Origin of the sequence: Nocardioides iriomotensis, assembly GCF_004168035.1 — a bacterium.
Lineage (GTDB): Bacteria > Actinomycetota > Actinomycetes > Propionibacteriales > Nocardioidaceae > Nocardioides_B > Nocardioides_B iriomotensis.
Window position 1 is genome coordinate 133,995 of the sequence record NZ_SDPU01000018.1, and the last position, 18,310, is coordinate 152,304.

Below are 18,310 nucleotides of genomic sequence, written 5' to 3' on the forward strand. Positions count from 1 at the left end.
CTGGCACGCCGAACACGGCACCTCGACACCGCAGGACGATGGCAAACGTTGCTCATGCCCGCAGGCGTCGTCGCCGTCTCCGGGCACGAGCGAACGAGCCGGCGGCGGCGCGGGTGGCCATGGAGTGTGGTGCCCCGGGGGCGCACCGTCGGAGGTGCCGCGTGTCACCGGCGTGACCCAGACGCGATTCTCGCGTTGAACGGGCATGCGCCCCAGAAACCTCCTGACGGTCGCCCTGGCCGTGGCCATGCTTGCCGTGCCCTTCCTCGTCGTGTCGAACGCAACGGCCGCCCGCGCAGACGGCGTCTACGACGAGTACGTCGCTCTGGGTGACTCCTGGTCAGCCGACGTGGTGATTGCTGACGCGAACGGCGCGCCGGACACGACCCACGCACCGATCGGCTGCGGGCAGTCGCACACCAACTACCCCAAGCTGCTGGCCCAGGAGCTCGGGATCTCGAACTTCCGGGACGCCACGTGCGGTGGAGCCGAGACCGACGACTTCTACGCTCCACAAAGTGTCGACCCGGGTGGCACGAATCCGGCGCAATTCGACCGCCTGAGTCCCACCACCGACCTGGTCACGGTCGGTATCGGCGGCAACGACGCGGGGATCGCCGGCGCGGCGATGGACTGTCTCGGTCTGCTCCCTGACGACGAGACGGTGCCTCCTGGGACTGCGCCCGAGCCGGTGCCGACCGGAGGCTGCAAGGACAGGTACGCGCCGGACGGTGGTGAGGACCAGCTCGCCCGGCAGATCCTCGAGGCCGAGCCGAAGGTGGTGGCGGCGCTCCAGGAGGTCCACCGGCGCAGCCCGGACGCGCGTGTGCTGATCATCGACTACTTCGCGGCGGTGCCCGAGCACGCCTGCTACCCGACGGTGCCGATCAGCGAGGAGGACATGGTCTACCTGCACGCCACCATGCTGCGTCTCAACGCGATGGTCCAGCGGGCGGCAGCCGCCGGGGGTGCGGAGTTCGTCGACTCCTATCACCCCACGATCGGCCACGACATCTGCCAGCCGCCGAATGTGCGGTACGCCGAGGTCTTCGGTCCCTCTGTGAACGGACCGGCCGTGGGGGTGCCCGCGCATCCCAATTCAGCCGGCGCGGCAGCCCAGTTCCGGGCGGTGCTCGCCCAGTTCTACGCCGGAGCCTGAACAAGAGGACTGATCCAACCCCCGCAAGCGCATCCGTTTCACGGGACGCCTGGACCAGGAGACGCAGGCGGCGGAAAGCCGCGAGGAACGCAGCCCGTGGTCATGCGACTGGTTCGTTCGGTTTCGCCGATGCCCTGGATACGCAGCCGATGCCCTAGAGTGGGACCTGTTGAAGGGATGGCTCTGCAAGCCGTCCTTGCCGCGCAAGGATGTCGCGGCTTGTATCTCGTACCCCTGATCTTCGGTTCGCTGGACATCAGCACAGGTGGATGTCTTCAGCGGCTTGAGGGCACAGCGTCCTCACGCACGAACAAGGGAAAAGATCATGGCTCAGGGCACCGTCAAGTGGTTCAACGCCGAAAAGGGTTTCGGCTTCATCGCGCAGGACGGCGGCGGCGAGGACGTCTTCGTTCACTACTCCGCCATCCAGTCCAGCGGTTACAAGTCGCTCGACGAGAACCAGCAGGTCGAGTTCGACGTCACCGCCGGCCCCAAGGGTCCGCAGGCCGAGAACGTTCGCGTCTCCTGACTTACCGCCAAGAGCCCCGACCGCAACGCGGTCGGGGCTCTTCGTGTGTGGATCCAGGTGAAGCAGAGGCACCCACGAAGTGCGGCGACCGAACCAGCGGATCGTCCAACGCTGCCCCAGCCCGGCGTGCGAGGCGCCTGCACGACGTGGGCGGTTACCTTTCGGACATGGCAACTATCGTGCTGCGTGTCCGGCTCCTCGGGGGCGAACACACGGATTTGACGTATGAGGACCCCGATCAGGACGACGAGATTCGGGTCGTCGAACAGATCGTCGAGGAGCTGAGGGAGGAGTCCGGTGTCCTCCGCTGCCGCCACGGCGACCGGTTGATTGCGCTCTTCTCTCGCGGTGTGGCAAGTGTCGAGGTATCGCCGCGAGGAGCGATCGTCTAGGTTACGTGCGCTCAGCACTGCTCTGGGCCGATGATCCGAGGATTCGATGGACCGCCGCCACGACGGCGTGGAGGGCGGCTCCGGCTGAGGCGACGCTCGCGGGCGGTATGACGCAGGGTGCCGGCCAGCACCCCATCGGGGACCAGGACCGACGATGTGCGCCACCGCCCACCGGCGTCGGTGCCGGCTGTGACACGGGCTGATGGGGAGAACGGCTCGGGCGACGTACGCTCTAGAGCGAGGCACTCATCGGTCCTCCGGAGGTCGTCATGGACGTCCTGCTCATCGTGCTGCTGGCCCTGGTCGCCCTGGTCGTCGTGGGCGTCGCCACGAGTTTCCGCGTGGTCAAGCAGATCGAGCGCGGCGTCGTGTTCCGGCTCGGCCGGGCCCAGCGGGAGGTGAGGCGACCTGGCCCGACGATGCTGATCCCGTTTGTGGACCGGATGCGTCGCGTGAACATGCAGGTCGCCACCATGCCTGTCCCGGCGCAGGACGGCATCACCCGCGACAACGTGACCGTACGCGTGGATGCGGTCGTCTACTTCCGGGTCCACGACCCGATCAGCGCGGTTGTCCAGGTGCAGGACTACGAGTACGCGATCTCGCAGGTGGCACAGACCTCTTTGCGGTCGGTCATCGGCAAGAGCGACCTCGACGATCTGTTGTCCAACCGCGAGCGCCTCAACCAGGGCCTCGAAGTGATGCTCGACAGCCCCGCCGCCCCGTGGGGTATCGAGGTCGACCGTGTGGAGATCAAGGACGTCGCGCTGCCCGAGACGATGAAGCGGTCGATGTCGCGTCAGGCGGAGGCCGAGCGCGAGCGCCGGTCCCGGGTCATCACCGCCGACGGGGAGTTCCAGGCTTCCAAGAAGCTGTCCCAGGCTGCCGCAGCGATGACCGCGACACCGGGTGCCCTTCAGTTGCGGTTGATGCAGACGATGGTCGAGGTGGCGGCTGAGCGGAACTCGACCCTGGTGCTGCCCTTCCCGGTGGAACTGTTGCGCTACTTCGAGGCGGCGGCGCACGCCGCCGACCCGGCCGTGCCACGGGCGGGCATCCCGGATTCGGAGCCCGCCGCCGACGGAGCCCTCCCGAGCTCCGCGCCGGGCCCGGGCTAGGCGCGTGCCTCACGACTGAGCGACCACGTCCTCTTCATGGTGGGGCGTCGCCGTGACGCGGCGGATTGACGCGGTGCGGCGAGGCCTCGTTGCGTGCCGCGCGGCAGCGCCGCAATCCGGTTTGTTCGCGCTGATGTCACAGATGTGGGCCGGCCGGCGTCTTGATGTCGTACCGACCACCAAGGAGGACGACATGACCGGGACGATTCGCATCCCCGCCGCCGAGATCACAGGCATCAAGGGCGCGCTCATCAAGCGCTTCGCCAGGAAGACCCTCGGCCAGGTGCCCAGCTCGCTGGGCGTCTACTGGCACAACCAGAAGGTGCTCATGGACATGGCCGCCGTCGGGGGCAAGGTCAAGAAGTGGGACGCCTGCGACGAGCAGCTCAAGTCGTTCGCGCACATGGCGGTGGCCTCGCGGGTCGGCTGCAGCTGGTGCCTGGACTTCAACTACTTCGAGGCTCACAACAAGAACCTCGACATGACCAAGGCCCGCGAGATTCCTCGTTGGCGCGAGTCTGAGATCTTCACGTCGCTGGAGCGCGAGGTGCTCGCCTACGCCGAGGCGATGACCGAGACCGAGCCGACCGTGACCGACGAGATGGTCACCTCGCTGCGGGCGCAGCTCGGCGACTCCGCGCTGGTCGAGCTCAGCGCGGTGATCGCGTTCGCGAACTTCACGACCCGCCCGAATGTCGCTCTCGGCATCGAGTCCGACGGGTTCGCCGCGGCGTGCGGCCTCAGGCCGCTCGCCCCTCGCGTCGCCGTAGGGTCATGACCGTGACCGAGGACCCGACCGAGGACCCGTTCGTCACCCATCGCGGCCTGCTGTTCACCGTCGCCTACGAGATGCTGGGCTCGGCATCCGAGGCCGAGGACGTGGTTCAGGAGACCTGGATCCGTTGGGACGCGATCGGCTCGGCAGGCCGTTCCGAGGTCAGGGACCCGCGTGCGTTCCTGGTTCGGATGGTCACGCGCAAGGCGCTGGACCGGTTGCGGGCGAACGCGCGGCGGCGTGAGGAGTACGTCGGTGAGTGGCTGCCCGAGCCGCTGCTGACGGCACCGGACGTCGCGGAGGATGTCGAGCTGGCGGAGAGCGTTTCGTTCGCCCTGCTCACCGTGCTCGAGACGCTCACGCCGACCGAGCGTGCCGTGTTCGTGCTGCGCGAGGTGTTCGACATGCCCTACGGCGAGATCGCGGAGGTGGTCGACAAGTCCGCGGCCGCCGTACGTCAGATCGGCCACCGTGCCCGGCAGCACGTCGCGGCGAGGCGACCTCGTATGGCGGTGAGCCGCGGCGAGCAGGAAGAGGTCGTGGAGCGGTTCCTGGCCGCGGTGACGAACGGTGATCTGGACGGTTTGCTGGACGCTCTCGCCCCGGACGTGGTCTTCGTTGCGGACGGCGGTGGGATCGCTCAGGCGATCACCAGCCCCGTGTCGGGCGCGAAGAAGGTGGCGAATCTGTTGCGCACGTTCCCGAAGTTCGGAGCCGGCGCCACAGTCTTGCCGGTTCTGCTCAACGGAGCGCCCGGCGCAAAGATCGTCGGACTCGACGACGGCCACGACACCGCGATCACGTTCGTCGTCGAGGAAGGGCGGATCAGCCGGATCTACGCTGTCCGCAACCCCGTCAAACTCAGCAGGATCGACGTCGTGGCGGAACTAGGCCGGTAGGCGAGCACGCGGCGCCATCACGGGCAAGGAACGCACACCGCGCGGACCCTCGCGTCCGGCCCGCGGCGGAAGGACAGAGTCCTCGGACCCTGGGATTGCGACTGCAAATCCGGCTGCCGCAGCGGTACGCGCTGGTTGCGACACAGCCGTCCCCTGCTTGGAAGCCGCGGTCAGCTTCGACTGGTTCCCCGCGTGTCGCTGAGGCGCTGACCGAATCCCGCAACCGGTTCCGAGCTGGGCGCTTCGAGCGCGGCGGCACCGAGGGCTACTCCATGTGCCCGGATCACCAGCCAGAGGGCCAGGAGGAACTCGCCGAGGAAGGTGAAGGAGCTGATGTCCGCCCAAGAGCTCTGGGCGAGCACGGCGCCGAGGCTGTCGGCGGCGTAGCCCAATCCGGCAATGACAAGCAGCGCGCCCAGGACCCGCGGCACGTAGCCGGACCGGTAGGCCAGGTAGCCGATGAGGACGAAGTGAATTCCGAAGAGGAACTGACCCACGTACCAGATGTCGTTGAAGGCAGTGATTCCTTGCATGGCTTGGACTTGGACCAGATCGGCGCCGAGCACCGCGCGGGTGCCATCGTCGTTGAGCAGGCGGAGCACGCCGAGGAGCTGACCGATGGCCACCATGAAGACCGCCGAGTACACCAGCCGCATGATCGCCGTCAGCATCGAGAGGCTCACATTCACGGGGCTGAACACCCGGTACAGAGCCCAGGCGACCACGACATCCAGTGCAATCACCACGATCAAACCGACGATGCCCAGCCCGAACAATCCGGCGGCGTCGGTGAGGTCGCCGACCGTCTGTGCCGCATCGCCCTCGGTCACCAGTCCGTCGACGACCACGACGTTGCCGAAGATCGCGACGACGGACATGAGCAGAAGCGCGATCCCCGCGGTCAGGCTCGCGTTGCGGACCGACCACTGCGCAGGCACACGCTGAGCGACGGGTGGTCGGGTGTCGCGTGGCAGTCGCGGTACGGGAACGTGCTCGGTCCGGTTCGTCATCGCGATTCCTTCGAACTGGTGGTGCCGGGAGCATGACCACAGAGGTGAGCCGCGGTATGACGTTGGATCGTGACTGGTGCGTCGTCCAGCATCCGAAGACGGAGCGGTGAAGTCCATGGCACCGATGCGCCCTCACCCATTCCTTTCGGAAGGAGCCGCTGGCTTACGAAATTCGGGGACGCGCCTATGGACCCGGGCACGAATGCGGGCGCGTGTCGGTGACGTCCTGGTGGACGGGGGGCTGGCAGCGGGGCGGGTCTTGGTCCCGCGCGAGTGAGCGGCCGGGGCTGGTGTCGCGTAGGACGACCCGACGTGGGTCAACCTGTTGTCGCCAGGGTAGGAGGTGCGAACTCTTGGGGGGACGGCGTTCGGAACCCCTTCGTGATCAACCAAGTCGGCAACACCACGGCCTCGAAGAGTCCGCCGGGGACGAGGAGGATCTGTCCCGCTCCGGCATCCAGGTCGAGAACGCCGAGGAGATCAAGCGGTACTCCCAGGGTCAGGCAGGCATAACCCACGAGACCGAGCACGGCGATGGGTCGAGGGACGAGCCGCGAGACGAAGAGCAGATAGGTGAGGACGAGGCCGCCGATGCCGGTCGGGATGTAGACCCACAGGAGGTGGTTCGGGACAACCTCCAGCTGCGCCAGGAGGTAGACACCGCAGGCGGCCGAGACAGCGAACTCGATGATCCTGAGCGCCGGGTACCACACAGCCAGTCGTGGGTTGACGCTCTTCAGGATCGGGTACATCAGCAGGCCGATGCCGACGACGGCGATGCCGGAGCACATCATGAGCACAACCCCGAGTGACAATCGTGTCCGGTCGGTGTCGCCGTCGACGAATCCTTGTATCAACGTGATGCCGCCGATAGCAGTGGCCATTTGGACAAAGAAGAGAATGCCCACGGTGGTCGCGGTGCGACTTCTCGAGTTCATGGTGTGCCCCACTTCTGCCGGCGGCATGGCACCCTCCAGCACTTGCAGCATGCGCCTGTTGGCCAGCCGTCGACAGGTCCAGACGGAAGCCGCCTGAATGCCACACGGCATCGTGGGGCAGAACGGCGACACGCTGCAGTCCTGCAGAGCCCGCAGCTCCATCAACGAGCCACGACGGCTCGTCAAGATCTCGAGGGAGATCACCGCACACCATCATGGGACGTTTCGGTGGCGCCGACAGGCGGCGGAAGGACGCACGCTCCGAAGCATGCGACAGCGGCAGAGAGTGCGTATCCGCCGAGCGGGCGGCGGCACGATGCTGAGGGCTCGCGACCCACCGTGGGTGTGGCTTGACGACGCACTGCGCGCAGGGTGACGATGCGCGTACGGCGTCGACCGGTCGCCGAGCCTTGGAACTGCTGCCCCAGCCGGCGTTCTGTGTGGCGAAGGGGATCCGCCCTCTCGGTCGTCGATGTCACAGGCCACTTCAACACCGCGTCGCTGGGGGGACGAAGGTGTATAGAGGGAGGCTTGTCGATGACCAGGGACTCCAGTTTCAAGAAGGTCGTGCGGCGTCATGCCGAGCAGACCGGTCAGCGCTACACCGAAGCGCTGAGCGACCTCGAGGGCCTCAGTGCGCGGATGAACCATGCGCCCGCGGCCGAGGGGCTGCTCGCTCATCTGAGGGATCGCTACGGCATCGTCGCGGTCGCGGCCACGCGGCTGAGTGTGCACAAGACCTACGTCTTCCGTATCGACCGTGCCGACGGAGAGCCATGGGTCGCGCGTGCGTTCCCACCGGCGCGCCCACGGTCCGGCGTCGAGGGCGACGCCGCGATCCTGCGATTCCTCGAGCGGCAGGGCTATCCGGCCGAGCGCCTCGCGGTCGAGGACGCCGTGTCTGACTTCGGTGGCAGCACGGTCCTGGTGACGCGGTTCATTCCGAGCGACCAGCTTTCCGATGGCGCTGAGAAGTTCGCGATGATGGGCGACCTGCTGGGGCGGCTGCATGCGCTACCACTCGACGACGCCGTCACTCGTCCGGGTGGGTCCAGTGGCGAGGACCCGAGCCGTGAGGGTGCGCCCCGCCAGGATTTGCTGGCTGCACTTTCGTTCCTTGACGCCGTCGATACCAAGGTGCCGGTCGGCGAGCGCGAGCGCTTCGAGCGACTACGCGAGCAGGTGCGCTCCGCCGACGACGGCCACGGTCTTCCCGAGGCACTGCTGCACGGCAATCTCTTGCACGCCCCCGATCACGCCGTCTTGACCAGCCGAGGGCCCGTGGCGATCAACTGGAAGGCATCCGGGCGCGGTCCCCGCCTCGCCGATTTCGCCTACCTGATCTGGGGCACGGGTTCGTGGAATCCGCGTCGTCCGAACCAAGAGCGGGTCAATGCCGCCGTGACCGCGTACCGGCGGCACGTCGAGCCGACGAGGGAGGAACTCGACCGGCTCGAAGGCCTGATGTATCTCCGGACGCTCTACCTGGTTTGCTTCGGTTACCGACGCGCCATGACCGACGGGGTGCACTTCGACGAGTGGTGGTTCATACACCCACGCGAGTACTTCAGCGAGACCGCGGCAGCTACCCGGGCCGCGTTCGGCTGTTAGCCCGAAGAGTCCGACCTTGACAACGCCGATCGCTCATCGGCATGCGAGTGAAAGCCTGCGTTCCCCGATGCGGCGGAAAGACGCGGCCGATGCGCGAGGTCAGCGGCGTGAGCGGGCGGTTTGATCGGCTAGTCCCCGGTGACGCCGTCGGCGAGCTCCCGGAGGATGTCGAGGTGGCCGTTGTGCCGAGCGGTTTCTTCGATCAGGTGCGTGATGATGTACCGCAACGCGAAGGGCCTGCCGGTGTTCTCGTCTCGACCGACTGCTTCTGCGTCCCAGTCGCGGGCAGCGATGACGTCGTCGGTGTGGGCTGCTTGCTTGGCGTACTCGTCGAGAAGTTCGGTGAGGGGTTGCTCGAGTCCAGCGCGCATCTGAAGCTCGGAGTCGTCGTCCGTGCCTGGCCACTGATTGGGGCCGCCGAGGAAGACCACGTCGATCCAGAAGGCTTCTGACCAGCGCAGATGGCTGACCAGGCCGGCGATGCTCATGGACGGCGAGCTTGGCAGCGGAGTCTGTACCGCGTCCGATTGGGACAGGCCGACGCACTTGGCGTGCACAGTCAGGCGGACATAGCTCAAGAGCTGGGTCAAGGTGGCGCGTTCGTCGAACGAAGTCGGGAAGTCGGTGCGTTTGCTCAGATCGATGGAGGTCACGGAGGGTCCTCTCGTGCGGCATTGCTTGTGACCATCAGATCAGCAAGCGCTGCGCGTGCCTGCCTTCGCATCGTCACAGCAATCCGGGCCGCTGTCTGGCCGGCGCGGTGGACGCACGCCCATCGGCAGACCAGTGCGCCTGGCTCGCGGCGAAAAGACGCGCCTGTCCGATCGCGCCCCTGGTCGCTCGCCTTCCCTTCGGCGACAGTGCGCCGGGGGCGACACCTTGCAGGCGCTCCATGTCCCGGCCAGGACCTGACAACAACACGTCCCAGCGGGCGCGAGACGCCTATGGCGTTCGGGGGCGCATACTGGGGGTGATGACAACTCGATCCGGGGCTCAGCGGAGCCACCTCGCCAGCAGTCCCTTCAAGCCGAAGCCCGAGCCGGTGATCGAGCGCTTCGAACTCCACGACAGGGTCTCCCACCAGTCCTACGGGCTCGGGCGCGTGGTGGGCGAGGAGAGCACGGCGGTGACCGTGGACTTCGGCAACCGCACGCTCCGCATCACCAGCCCCTTCCACAAGCTCGAGAAGCTTTAGGGCTGCCCGGCCGGGCCACCTCGCGTTGTTGCGTTGAGTTCGGCCGTGTGATCGTGCCGCGGTCGCCGACATCAGGCGCTCGATGGCCGCGGCCAGCGCGTTTCGACCCGTTCGTGGCGCTCCATCGCCGGGGTACTCGCTCGTGCCAGAGGCTCCAGTCGTTCGCCACGATGGGCCATCGTGCTGGGCCACAGATGTCCTGTACGGAACCCTCGCTGCACCAGGGTGAATCGCGGTGGTAAGACGCAGGTAGGAGATCCGGGCGCCACACGGGGCGTGCGTTGTCGCGCGGGAGGCTAGTGCCGTAGCTCGGCGGCTGGGGCTCCCCGAGCATTGAGGTCCGCGTCGAGCTAGGAAACCGCTTTCCTTCCGCCCCACCCTCAATGAGGCCTTCCATTCACCTGGGCCTTGGCCGTAGATGCGGCCGCGCACGCTCACCACCATCTACTCTCGCGCGTTCGCGTTATGTAGGCACCTGAGTTGCTCACGGGTCTGCGCCACGACCGTTATAGCGGTCGGATCAGGTCACGCGGATGCGGCTCCGTTCTCGCTGGGCGGTGCGACACTGCGGAGGAGAGCGAGACGAGTTTGGCGGTCGACCCAACCCGGCTGGCCGGTACGTGCGTCAGGGGTGCGAGAGGGGGCCGCATGGACCGCGAACCAGCGTTCAGCGCCTACGTGACTGCCCGGCGCGCGCAGCTGTTCCGGACAGCATGCTTGTTGTGTGGTGACTCGCACCGCGCCGAGGACATCGTCCAGGACACGCTCGCCAAGCTCTACGCCAACTGGCCGAGGGTGACTCGCGCCGACAACGTCGAGGGGTACGTCCGCCGGATCCTGGTCAACAGCCACTACAGCGACCGTCGGCGACCGTCGGCGGCCGTGGCGCCGCGAGACAGCCTCGACGTCGGTCGACCTGCCACCGCTCGTACGCGGGCTGGCGCCCGAGGACGCCGACGCACTCTGGAGGGCGATCCGGGCCCTGCCGCCCGGGCAGCGAAAGGTCATTGTGTTGCGACACATCTGGGATCGCTCGGTGGAGGAGACCGCCGCCGATCTTGGCATCAGCCCGGGCACGGTCAAGACCCAGTCTCGGGACGCCCTGGCCGCGCTGCGACGCGCCCTCGAACCGGACTTCGGGGCCACGGCCGTGCAAGGAGGAGACCGATGATCGACGACGACGTCATGACCCGGCTCGTGGAGTTTCACGACCACATTCAGGCACCGGCCGCGTCGGCGCGGTTGGACGCGCTGCGCGGTGAGCAGCTCGTGCGCCGGCGGCGCACCGTGTGGGTCGTAGCCGCTGCGGCAGCGGTGGTCCTCGTCCTGGGCATCACCCAGGCCGCGCTGCCCGGAAGCCATCGAACCGTGCAGCCCGCGAACAAGGAATGGACGCCCGAGCGGATCCGCACAGAAGGCGCCTTGGACTTCGCAGGTCCGACGACGAACTCAGGACCCACCGTTCACGTGTACGCCGCATGCGGGAACGCTCCTTGCAACAACGAGGGCGACAATCCAGATCTCATCGGCGTCCCGTTCCCGCTGAGCAAGCAGTGGGAGAACGCGGAGCGGGCGCTGCAGGTGACCTCCAACGGCCGGTCGGCCGTGTTCGAGGCGGCGGGAGGCGGCGAGCCATTCGGGATCAGTACCTTCACCGAGGACTCCGTGCTCGTCACCGACTGGCCCGTGGTTGACGGACGCGTGCCGCCCACCCCCCGCTACCGCCTCCTGAACGCCGACGGAACCGATCTGCTGCTCCGGATAATCGACGAGCCGGTCCCCGCCCGTCCCGGCCCAGACGTGGTGGTCCATGACCTGCAATGGGCTCGCGGCGGCTGGGTAGGCCTCTACGTCATCGACCAGGACGCGGCCACGCTACGGCCCCTCGACCTTCCATCGGGGGTCGGCGTATCCGACAACCCCAGAGAACGGGCGACCCAGAGCCGCTACTGGGGACCGAACGTCGACGAGTTCCTCTGGGGCGTCGACGACGACTGCCGTATCTTCTGGCAGACAGACAGCGGCGCGTTCACCCAGCACCGCCTCGGTTGCCGGGATGACGGCAACTTCATCGGGACGGTCATGAACCCAGCCTGGTTCCCCGACGGCTGGCTCCGACCCGGACGCATGGCGGCCGCCGAGCAGCGCGTGGACGGCCTGGTCCTTCACGTGACCCTCGATTACGGGGCCACCTGGCAGCGCCTCCCGCTGCGTAGCGACAACGACCTCGACGGTCTCCCAACAAGCACCAGCCCCGAAGTGGTCGAGCGAGCCCTAAATTGACTCGGCTGACGCCGTAACGAACTCGATCGGCGCGCCGCATCGCCCCGACCGGATACGGCTTTCCGGGCGAAACCTCGCGTCCCGAAGCGGCGGAATGACTCGCCCGGCGAATCCACGAGCAGCGGCAGATGAGCGTTACCAACGCCGCAGACGCGACCCGCGAGCAACGATCTCGCCGGCAACCACGACGTATCCCAGCTGGCTCGACGGACCACAGTCCCCGCTTCCACGTCCAGGTGTGGGCGAACCGTTGAATGACCGGACGGTGGAACATCCACCTCGCCCAACACGGAGCCTCATGGAGTCGCGGCTCAGCTCCGCTTGGCGGCACCCAGTCCCAACCAGCTCGTGCACCTTGCGGCGCGACCCAGCCCCCGGGCGAGCGCGCGTCGACGGGTTCGACTTCCTCAACTTCATCGTCCATTACAAGGGACGACGCTGCAGGTTTTCGGGAAGCCGGACGAACGCAACGCGGCATGAGAGGCACTCGAATTCCCAGACGCCAGCTGCGCCCGACCGGTCTACATTCGAGGCATGGCCGAACCGAACGCCGAGATGCGCAAGGCGTGGGACGGCCCCGACGGCGACATCTGGGCGGCGTCCGCCGACCAGTACGAGACCCGCGGGGCGGGGCATCGCCGGTTGTTGCTGCAGGCGGCGGCGATCGCCTCCGGTGAACGTGTCCTCGACCTCGGGTGCGGCAACGGCGCTTCGACGCGCGAGGCTGCGCGGATGGCCGAGCCCGGCGAGGTCGTCGGCATCGACCTGTCAACGGCAATGCTGGCCAATGCGCGGGTGCGCAGTGCGGCCGCTGGATTGACCAACGTCACCTTCGTGCACGGTGACGCGCAGGTCCACGACTTCGAGCCCGAGAGCTTCGACGTCATCATCAGCAACGCCGGGGCGATGTTTTTCGACGACACCGTGGCTGCGTTCACCAACCTCCGGCGGGCGCTGCGCCCCGGCGGCCGCATCGCCCTGATGGCATGGCAGCGACTCGAGGACAACGAGTGGCTGACAGTTCTGCGCGAAGCGCTGGCGATGGGGCGAGACCTGCCGTCCCCGGTCGTGGGGATGCCCGGACCGTTCGGGCTGGCCGATCGCGAGCAGGTGAGCGCCCTGCTCTCGGACACCGGCTTCACCGACGTCCGGTTCGGCGACGTCCGCGAGCCGTCGGTGTTCGGGGCCACCACCGCTGAGGCGTTTGCGCTGATGTCCGATGACGGCCCGACCCGCGGACTTCTCGAGGACCTCAGCGATGCCGACAAGGCCACTGCGCTCGACCAGCTGCGCGCGGTCATCGCCGCGCACGAGACGCCGTCCGGTGTCATCTTCGGCTCAGCGTCCTGGCTCATCCGGGCCCGCCGCTCCCGAGTCGCATAGTTGATCCTCCCAACGCGGAGCCGTGTCCATTCCGCCCCGAAGCGACCAGATCCGCTCGGCGCTCCGAGCGGCACTCTCCTCGGCATCGAAGAGTGAAAGTCGGCGTCATCGACGCGGCGAAATGACGCGACGTGCAGGACTCGTCCACGGACGTGGCCCGCACGCTTCTCCCGTCAATCGGTCGGCCGGAGCCACTCGGGCGGCGCGAATTCGCGACCGAAGTCAGGGCAGGCCTCGTTCTCGCACCTACCTTGCGTCTCGAACGTGATTCCAGCGTTTCCTGATGCGGCGAGAAGGGCAGCGTTCTCGCGTGAGAGCTGCCTGCCCTGTCGAAGCGGCTGACCGCAGGTAGGACATCGTGGATCAAGGAGATCCAGAGCCTCGCTCATACGATCCACGCTAGACGTTGCCAACTGGCGCGACCATGATGTCTGACCCGCGACTCATTCAAGTTTCACCCCAGCGTCCGTTCGCGGCGGTGTGGGCCTCCTGTAGCAGCAAATGGCGGACGTTGCTCGCGGCTTCCGCACTTCGTCAGCCGTGGACCTAGCCCGCCGCGAGCCGGACGAGGTCGGCGGCAGGTCCGGCCAGCGCGAGGCCCGCCGGCCACACCGCGCGCAGCGAGCGAGACAAGTCCAGGTCGACGGGCACGGCCACGAGGGTGCCGGTCGCGATCTCGGAGGCGACGGCGAGGTCGCTGAGCACCGCCGGGGCGGCGCCGGTGGCGGCGGCGACCTTCACCGCGGCGGTGCTGGCTAGCTCGAGGTGTGACTCGCCGAGAGCCACGCCGGCGCGTCTCAGCGCGCGTTCGAGGGTCTGTCGGGTGCCGGACCCGGTCTCGCGGAGCACGAGGTCCGTCTCCGCCAGCTCGTCGGGGCGCAGCGGACGGCGCCGCCCGGCCCATTGGTGGCGCGGGGCGACCACGACGACGAGCGCGTCCGAGGCGACCGTCGTCGAGCGGACCGTGCGGGGGACCGTCGGCGCCTCGACGAACCCGACCGGTACGTCGCCGGCCAGCACCCGCCCGAGCACCTCCTCGGAGTTGCCGACGGCGAGGCTGACGCGCAGGTCGGGATGGGCCTGGCGGAACCGGGTGATCCAGGTGGGGGCGAGGTACTCCGCGACGGTGAGGCTCGCCGCCACGGTCAGGTGCGGGCTGCGCTGCGCGGCCAGCGAGCGGGCACCGACGACCACGCGGTCGACACCGGCCAGGGCGTCGCGGGCCCACTCGACGACGACGCTGCCCTCGGTGGTGAGCCGGGAGCCGGTGGGACCGCGGGTGAGCAGAGCCACGCCGAGCTGTCGTTCCAGGCGGGCGATCGACCGGCTGGCGTTGGGCTGCGCGATCCCGACCTCGCGGGCGGCGGCGCCGAGCGAGCCGCTCTCGGCGACCCGGACCAGCAGGTCCAACGCGCCCAGATCCGGCCGACTGCTCATGCGCCGATGATATGAGCGGGCACCTGCCCATATCAATCGCGCATGAGCCCGTGCGTGATTGGCGTCTACCGGAACGCCGTTCCGCGGCCGACCCTGGGACCATGACCGCACCCGTCACATCGGCCGCCCTGCCTGCCCGGGTCGAGACGCCCCGCGTCGCGCCGGGCCTGGGCGTGGCCGCCGCCGGGGGCGTGCTGGCGATCGTGCTGCACCTCGCCGTACCGCTGGTGAGCGCGTTGCTCGTCGCGATCGTGCTCGGCGTGGTGTTCGCCAACACCGTGGGCCCTCGCGTCTCGCTGGCGCCGGGCCTCGCCGTGGCGTCGCGACGCGTGCTGCGCGTGGGCGTCGCCCTCCTCGGGTTCCAGCTCGTGCTGCGCCAGGTGCTCGGGCTCGGCTGGGCGGTGCTCGGCGTGGTGGTGCTCGTCGTCGTCGGCGGCATCGCGGTGACGGTCGCGATCGGCTCGATCCTGGAGGTGCCGCCCGCGAGGCGGCTGCTGATCGCGTGCGGGTTCTCGATCTGCGGCGCCGCGGCCGTGGCCGCCGCGGACGGCGTCACCGACTCCGACGAGGACGACGTCGCCGTGGCGCTCGCCCTCGTCGTCGCCTTCGGCAGCGCCGCGATGCTCGCCCTCCCGGCCCTCGCCGAGGCGACCGGGATGAGCACCCGCGCGGCGGGTGCCTGGCTGGGTGGTGGCATCCACGAGGTCGGTCAGGTCGTGGTGGCGGGCGGCATCGTCGGCGCGGCGGCCCTGCAGGTCGCGGTGGTCGTCAAGCTCGCCCGGGTGCTGATGCTGGCCCCGGTGCTGACCGTGCTGTCGTGGCAGCGTCGCCGGTCCGGCGTCCTGACGGCGGGGAGGCGACCGCCCCTCGTGCCGTTCTTCGTGGTGGCGTTCGTCGCGCTGGTGGTGCTGGGCAGCGTGCTGCCGGTGCCGGACCTGCTGCGCTCCGGTGTCGCCCAGGTGCAGGGTTTCGCGCTGGCGACCGCGATGTTCGCCCTCGGCTGCGCGATCGACGTGGGGTCGATGCGCAGGCTGCGGTCGTCGGAGCTGCTGCTGGGGCTGCTCTCGACCCTGAGCGTCGCGCTGCTCGCCCTCCCGCTCGTGGCGGTCGTCAGCGGTCGATGACCAGCCAGCCGCCGTGGTGCTCGTGCACGTCGTACCGGCACCCGGTCCTCCGGCCCCACCGGTCGAGGTCGGCGAGCGACACCGTGCGGAGGTGGCCGTAGGTCTCGTCGGCCTCCGGCTCCAGCGGTACGGCGACCACGACCCGCCGCGCGGCCAGGCGCAGGGCCTCGTCGACGACCCGGTCGCCGTGGTCGGGGTCGAGGTGCTCGAGCAGGTGGATCACCAGCACGGTGTCGGCGGCGCCGTCGTCGGCGGGGTAGCGCGCGGCGTCGGCGACCTCGGTGCCGAGCCGCAGGTCGAGCCGCGGGGCGATGGCCTCCAGCAGGTGCACGGTGCCGGGGGAGACGTCGGATGCGGTGACGTCCCGGCCGGCGAGCGCGAGGCGCAGGGACAGGAAGCCGAAGCAGGCGCCGAGCTCGAGGACCGAGCCGGGCGCCAGCAGGCTCTCGGCGTGTGCGTAGACCGGGGCGTAGCCGGCGATGGTGCCGTGCCCGCCTTGGGACGGTGGAGGGGAGGCGGGCACGGCAGGAGGGTGGTCGACGGCGTGTGCAATGCGCGCGAGCGTGTTGCGGTAGAAGGTCAGCCAGCCGTCGACGGGGTCGGCGGCGCTGCTGCGCACGATCCCGGTGAACAGCCGCTCGAACAGGTCGATGCCACGCAGCCAGCCCGGCCCGAACAGCTCCTCGGAGAGCACCCCGGCCAGGTCGTCGTCGAGCCGCTCGGGCGGCACGTGGTGCACCAGCTCGATCCGGCTGTCGTGGCGGAGCAGGTCGAAGTGGTCGGTGCGCACGGCACCGAGCACCCGGCGTCCCCGGACCGCCGCGCCGCGCCGCACGACCACGAGGTCGTCGCGGTAGGCACCGGGCACCTGGGAGCCGAGCGGGTCGATCGGCGGCAGGGTCGTGGTCTGGGTGGTCATGTCGCCACCGCCATCGTGGTGGACACCTTCTCCAGGCCGCGCAGGCTGCGCACGACCTGCACGCGGTCGCAGTGCTCGGAGTACGCCGGCAGGTCGCACCCGCCGAGCGCCCAGGAGTAGCGCGGCTCGGGCGTGAGCCAGAGGGTCGACCGCGCGCGCCGGGTGATCTCCTCGAACACGTCGAGCCGCGGGTCGTTGCCGTTGCCGCGGCCGTCGCCGAGCACGATGACCGTCGTACGGCGGGTGAGGGCGGAGCCGAACTGCTCCAGGAACTGCTCGAAGGCGGTGCCGTAGTCACTGTCGGCGTCGACGTCGAGCACGCCACCCGCGGGCAGCCCCGACATGACGAGGGAGAGCGCGTCCTCGATGCGGTGCTCGGCGAAGAGGTCGGTGATCTCGACCAGGTCCTTCACGAACGCGAAGGTGCGGACCTGGCTGGCGACCGACTGCAGCGAGTGCACGAGGTGGAGGGTGAACTTCGAGGTCATCCGCACCGAGAGCGACACGTCGCACAGCACGAGCAGCCGCGGCCGGTCCTCCACCTTGCTGACGGTGACGGGCCGGAACGGCACGCCGTCGTAGCGCATGTTGCGGCGCATCGTGCGCCGGCCGTCGACCACGCCGCGGGCGGCGACGTTGCGCCGCGGGCGGGGCGCACCGTGCAGCGAGCGGAGCAGGCGGCGCAGCGACTCCTCCAGGTGGGCGCGGTCGGCCTCGTCGACGTGCTCCGCCTGCGCGGCCTCGACCTCGCGGGTCTCGACCTCCCGCTGCGCGGACATCAGCCGTTCGAGGTGCTCCTTGAGCCGCTGCGGCAGGTTCTCCAGGAAGGGCGCCAGCGCGGCGCGCAGCGCGGCCAGGCTCGCGGCCGCCTCGGGGTCGGCCTCACCGTCCATCTCGTCGGGGAGCCGCTCGTCGAGCCACGACAGCAGCGCCATCTCCTCGGCCACGGTGAGCTCGGTGTCCAGCTGCAGCCCGGGGGAGGTGACCAGGTCGCCGGGAGAGCCGGGGTTGTGCAGGCGGGCCGTGGAGATCTGCACGCGGGCGGCCTCGCCGGGCCCGGACTTGTTCTCGTTGGACAGCACGATCTCGTCGGTCATGCCGGCCATGTCGAGCCGGTTGGCCTCCTGGTGCAGGTTGTACTGCTGGGCCATGTCCTCGGGCCGGAAGTACTTCCGGATGTCCTGCGGCTTGCCGTGCGAGTGCCCCTGCTCGGGGTTGTCGCCGGGCTCGTCGGACAGCGTGAACTCGGTCAGGTCGCCCTCGTCGGACAGGTCGTCGTGGGCGTGGCTGTGCTCCTCGTCGACGTCCTCGACGACGGCGCGCAGGCCGAAGAAGCGGTCGAAGACCCGGTCGTACGTCGCCAGGTCCCGCCGGTCCTTGACCAGGCACACCGCCAGCGCCGCGCGCAGCACCTCGCGGTCGCCCAGCACGCCCGGCTGCGCGGCGGCGTGCATGGCGTCGACGGCCTCCGCGACGCTGACCCGGACGCCGTACAGACGGAGCAGGCGGACGAACCGGTGCAGGGCTGCCTCCACGGC

Annotated in this window: 18 protein-coding genes and 1 pseudogene; 13 read left to right on the top strand and 6 right to left on the bottom strand. The window is 69.0% G+C overall.

Going from position 1 to position 18,310, the window contains the following annotated elements; genetic code table 11:
• The first annotated feature begins 205 nt into the window (after nt 1-205).
• The 6 genes from ETU37_RS06480 (at nt 206) to ETU37_RS06505 (ending at nt 4,872) form a co-directional block, all read left to right on the top strand.
• Nucleotides 206-1,159 carry an SGNH/GDSL hydrolase family protein gene (locus ETU37_RS06480; protein WP_129986432.1) on the top strand — a complete coding sequence of 318 codons (954 nt, stop codon included), beginning with the start codon at nt 206-208 and terminating at the stop codon, nt 1,157-1,159.
• A 325-nt stretch (nt 1,160-1,484) separates the two neighbouring features.
• Nucleotides 1,485-1,688, top strand: a complete 204-nt coding sequence (locus tag ETU37_RS06485) for a cold-shock protein (protein ID WP_129986433.1) — start codon at nt 1,485-1,487, stop codon at nt 1,686-1,688.
• Nucleotides 1,689-1,855: 167 nt separating this feature from the next.
• The gene (locus ETU37_RS06490) at nt 1,856-2,080 is read left to right on the top strand and encodes a hypothetical protein (RefSeq protein WP_129986434.1); all 225 of its coding nucleotides are present in this window, start codon (nt 1,856-1,858) and stop codon (nt 2,078-2,080) included.
• A 269-nt stretch (nt 2,081-2,349) separates the two neighbouring features.
• Nucleotides 2,350-3,198 (top strand): slipin family protein, encoded by an 849-nt coding sequence (locus tag ETU37_RS06495; protein WP_129986435.1) that lies wholly within the window; start codon nt 2,350-2,352, stop codon nt 3,196-3,198.
• A 193-nt stretch (nt 3,199-3,391) separates the two neighbouring features.
• Nucleotides 3,392-3,976 carry a carboxymuconolactone decarboxylase family protein gene (locus ETU37_RS06500; RefSeq protein ID WP_129986436.1) on the top strand — a complete coding sequence of 195 codons (585 nt, stop codon included), beginning with the start codon at nt 3,392-3,394 and terminating at the stop codon, nt 3,974-3,976.
• Nucleotides 3,973-4,872: an RNA polymerase sigma-70 factor gene (locus ETU37_RS06505; protein WP_129986437.1), complete on the top strand. Its 900-nt coding sequence runs from the start codon at nt 3,973-3,975 to the stop codon at nt 4,870-4,872. Before ETU37_RS06500 ends, ETU37_RS06505 begins: the two co-directional genes overlap by 4 nt.
• 170 nt (nt 4,873-5,042) lie before the next feature.
• Here ETU37_RS06505 and ETU37_RS06510 read toward each other — a convergent pair whose 3' ends face one another.
• Both ETU37_RS06510 and ETU37_RS06515 read right to left on the bottom strand, forming a co-directional pair.
• A complete protein-coding gene (locus ETU37_RS06510) occupies nt 5,043-5,882 on the bottom strand; it encodes a DUF4386 domain-containing protein (RefSeq protein ID WP_129986438.1) in 840 nt (279 codons plus the stop codon).
• A gap of 317 nt (nt 5,883-6,199) precedes the next feature.
• The gene (locus ETU37_RS06515) at nt 6,200-7,024 is read right to left on the bottom strand and encodes a DUF4386 domain-containing protein (RefSeq protein ID WP_129986439.1); all 825 of its coding nucleotides are present in this window, start codon (nt 7,022-7,024) and stop codon (nt 6,200-6,202) included.
• Between the two features lie 333 nt (nt 7,025-7,357).
• Between ETU37_RS06515 and ETU37_RS06520 the strand changes: the two genes are divergently transcribed.
• Complete coding sequence (locus ETU37_RS06520) at nt 7,358-8,431, top strand: phosphotransferase enzyme family protein (protein WP_165372428.1); 1,074 nt, start codon at nt 7,358-7,360, stop codon at nt 8,429-8,431.
• Between the two features lie 128 nt (nt 8,432-8,559).
• Here the strand turns inward: ETU37_RS06520 and ETU37_RS06525 are convergent, their stop codons facing one another.
• Nucleotides 8,560-9,084 (bottom strand): DinB family protein, encoded by a 525-nt coding sequence (locus ETU37_RS06525; protein WP_240755576.1) that lies wholly within the window; start codon nt 9,082-9,084, stop codon nt 8,560-8,562.
• A gap of 320 nt (nt 9,085-9,404) precedes the next feature.
• Here ETU37_RS06525 and ETU37_RS06530 point away from each other — a divergent pair, with 320 nt between their 5' ends.
• From ETU37_RS06530 to ETU37_RS06545, 5 genes and pseudogenes are all read left to right on the top strand, one after another.
• Complete coding sequence (locus tag ETU37_RS06530) at nt 9,405-9,626, top strand: hypothetical protein (RefSeq protein WP_129986441.1); 222 nt, start codon at nt 9,405-9,407, stop codon at nt 9,624-9,626.
• 648 nt (nt 9,627-10,274) lie between these two features.
• Nucleotides 10,275-10,436 (top strand): annotated as a pseudogene (locus ETU37_RS23585) (sigma factor); the annotation flags it as partial.
• Between the two features lie 199 nt (nt 10,437-10,635).
• Complete coding sequence (locus ETU37_RS23590) at nt 10,636-10,797, top strand: sigma factor-like helix-turn-helix DNA-binding protein (RefSeq protein ID WP_240755586.1); 162 nt, start codon at nt 10,636-10,638, stop codon at nt 10,795-10,797.
• Nucleotides 10,794-11,909, top strand: a complete 1,116-nt coding sequence (locus ETU37_RS06540; protein WP_129986442.1) for a hypothetical protein — start codon at nt 10,794-10,796, stop codon at nt 11,907-11,909. Before ETU37_RS23590 ends, ETU37_RS06540 begins: the two co-directional genes overlap by 4 nt.
• A 534-nt stretch (nt 11,910-12,443) precedes the next feature.
• Nucleotides 12,444-13,292 (top strand): class I SAM-dependent methyltransferase, encoded by an 849-nt coding sequence (locus ETU37_RS06545; RefSeq protein WP_129986443.1) that lies wholly within the window; start codon nt 12,444-12,446, stop codon nt 13,290-13,292.
• A 546-nt stretch (nt 13,293-13,838) separates the two neighbouring features.
• On the opposite strand, the gene ETU37_RS06550 is transcribed toward ETU37_RS06545, so the two are convergent.
• The gene (locus ETU37_RS06550) at nt 13,839-14,729 is read right to left on the bottom strand and encodes a LysR substrate-binding domain-containing protein (protein ID WP_129986444.1); all 891 of its coding nucleotides are present in this window, start codon (nt 14,727-14,729) and stop codon (nt 13,839-13,841) included.
• A gap of 101 nt (nt 14,730-14,830) precedes the next feature.
• On the opposite strand from ETU37_RS06550, the gene ETU37_RS06555 reads away from it, so the two are divergent.
• Complete coding sequence (locus tag ETU37_RS06555) at nt 14,831-15,853, top strand: YeiH family protein (protein WP_206053763.1); 1,023 nt, start codon at nt 14,831-14,833, stop codon at nt 15,851-15,853.
• On the opposite strand, the gene mftM is transcribed toward ETU37_RS06555, so the two are convergent.
• Entirely contained in the window at nt 15,840-16,772 is a 933-nt protein-coding gene (gene mftM, locus ETU37_RS06560) for a mycofactocin oligosaccharide methyltransferase MftM (RefSeq protein WP_129986445.1), read from the bottom strand. The two genes, ETU37_RS06555 and mftM, sit on opposite strands and share 14 nt — an antisense overlap.
• Complete coding sequence (locus ETU37_RS06565) at nt 16,769-18,307, bottom strand: VWA domain-containing protein (protein WP_129986446.1); 1,539 nt, start codon at nt 18,305-18,307, stop codon at nt 16,769-16,771. Before ETU37_RS06565 ends, mftM begins: the two co-directional genes overlap by 4 nt.
• Between the last annotated feature and the right edge of the window lie 3 nt (nt 18,308-18,310).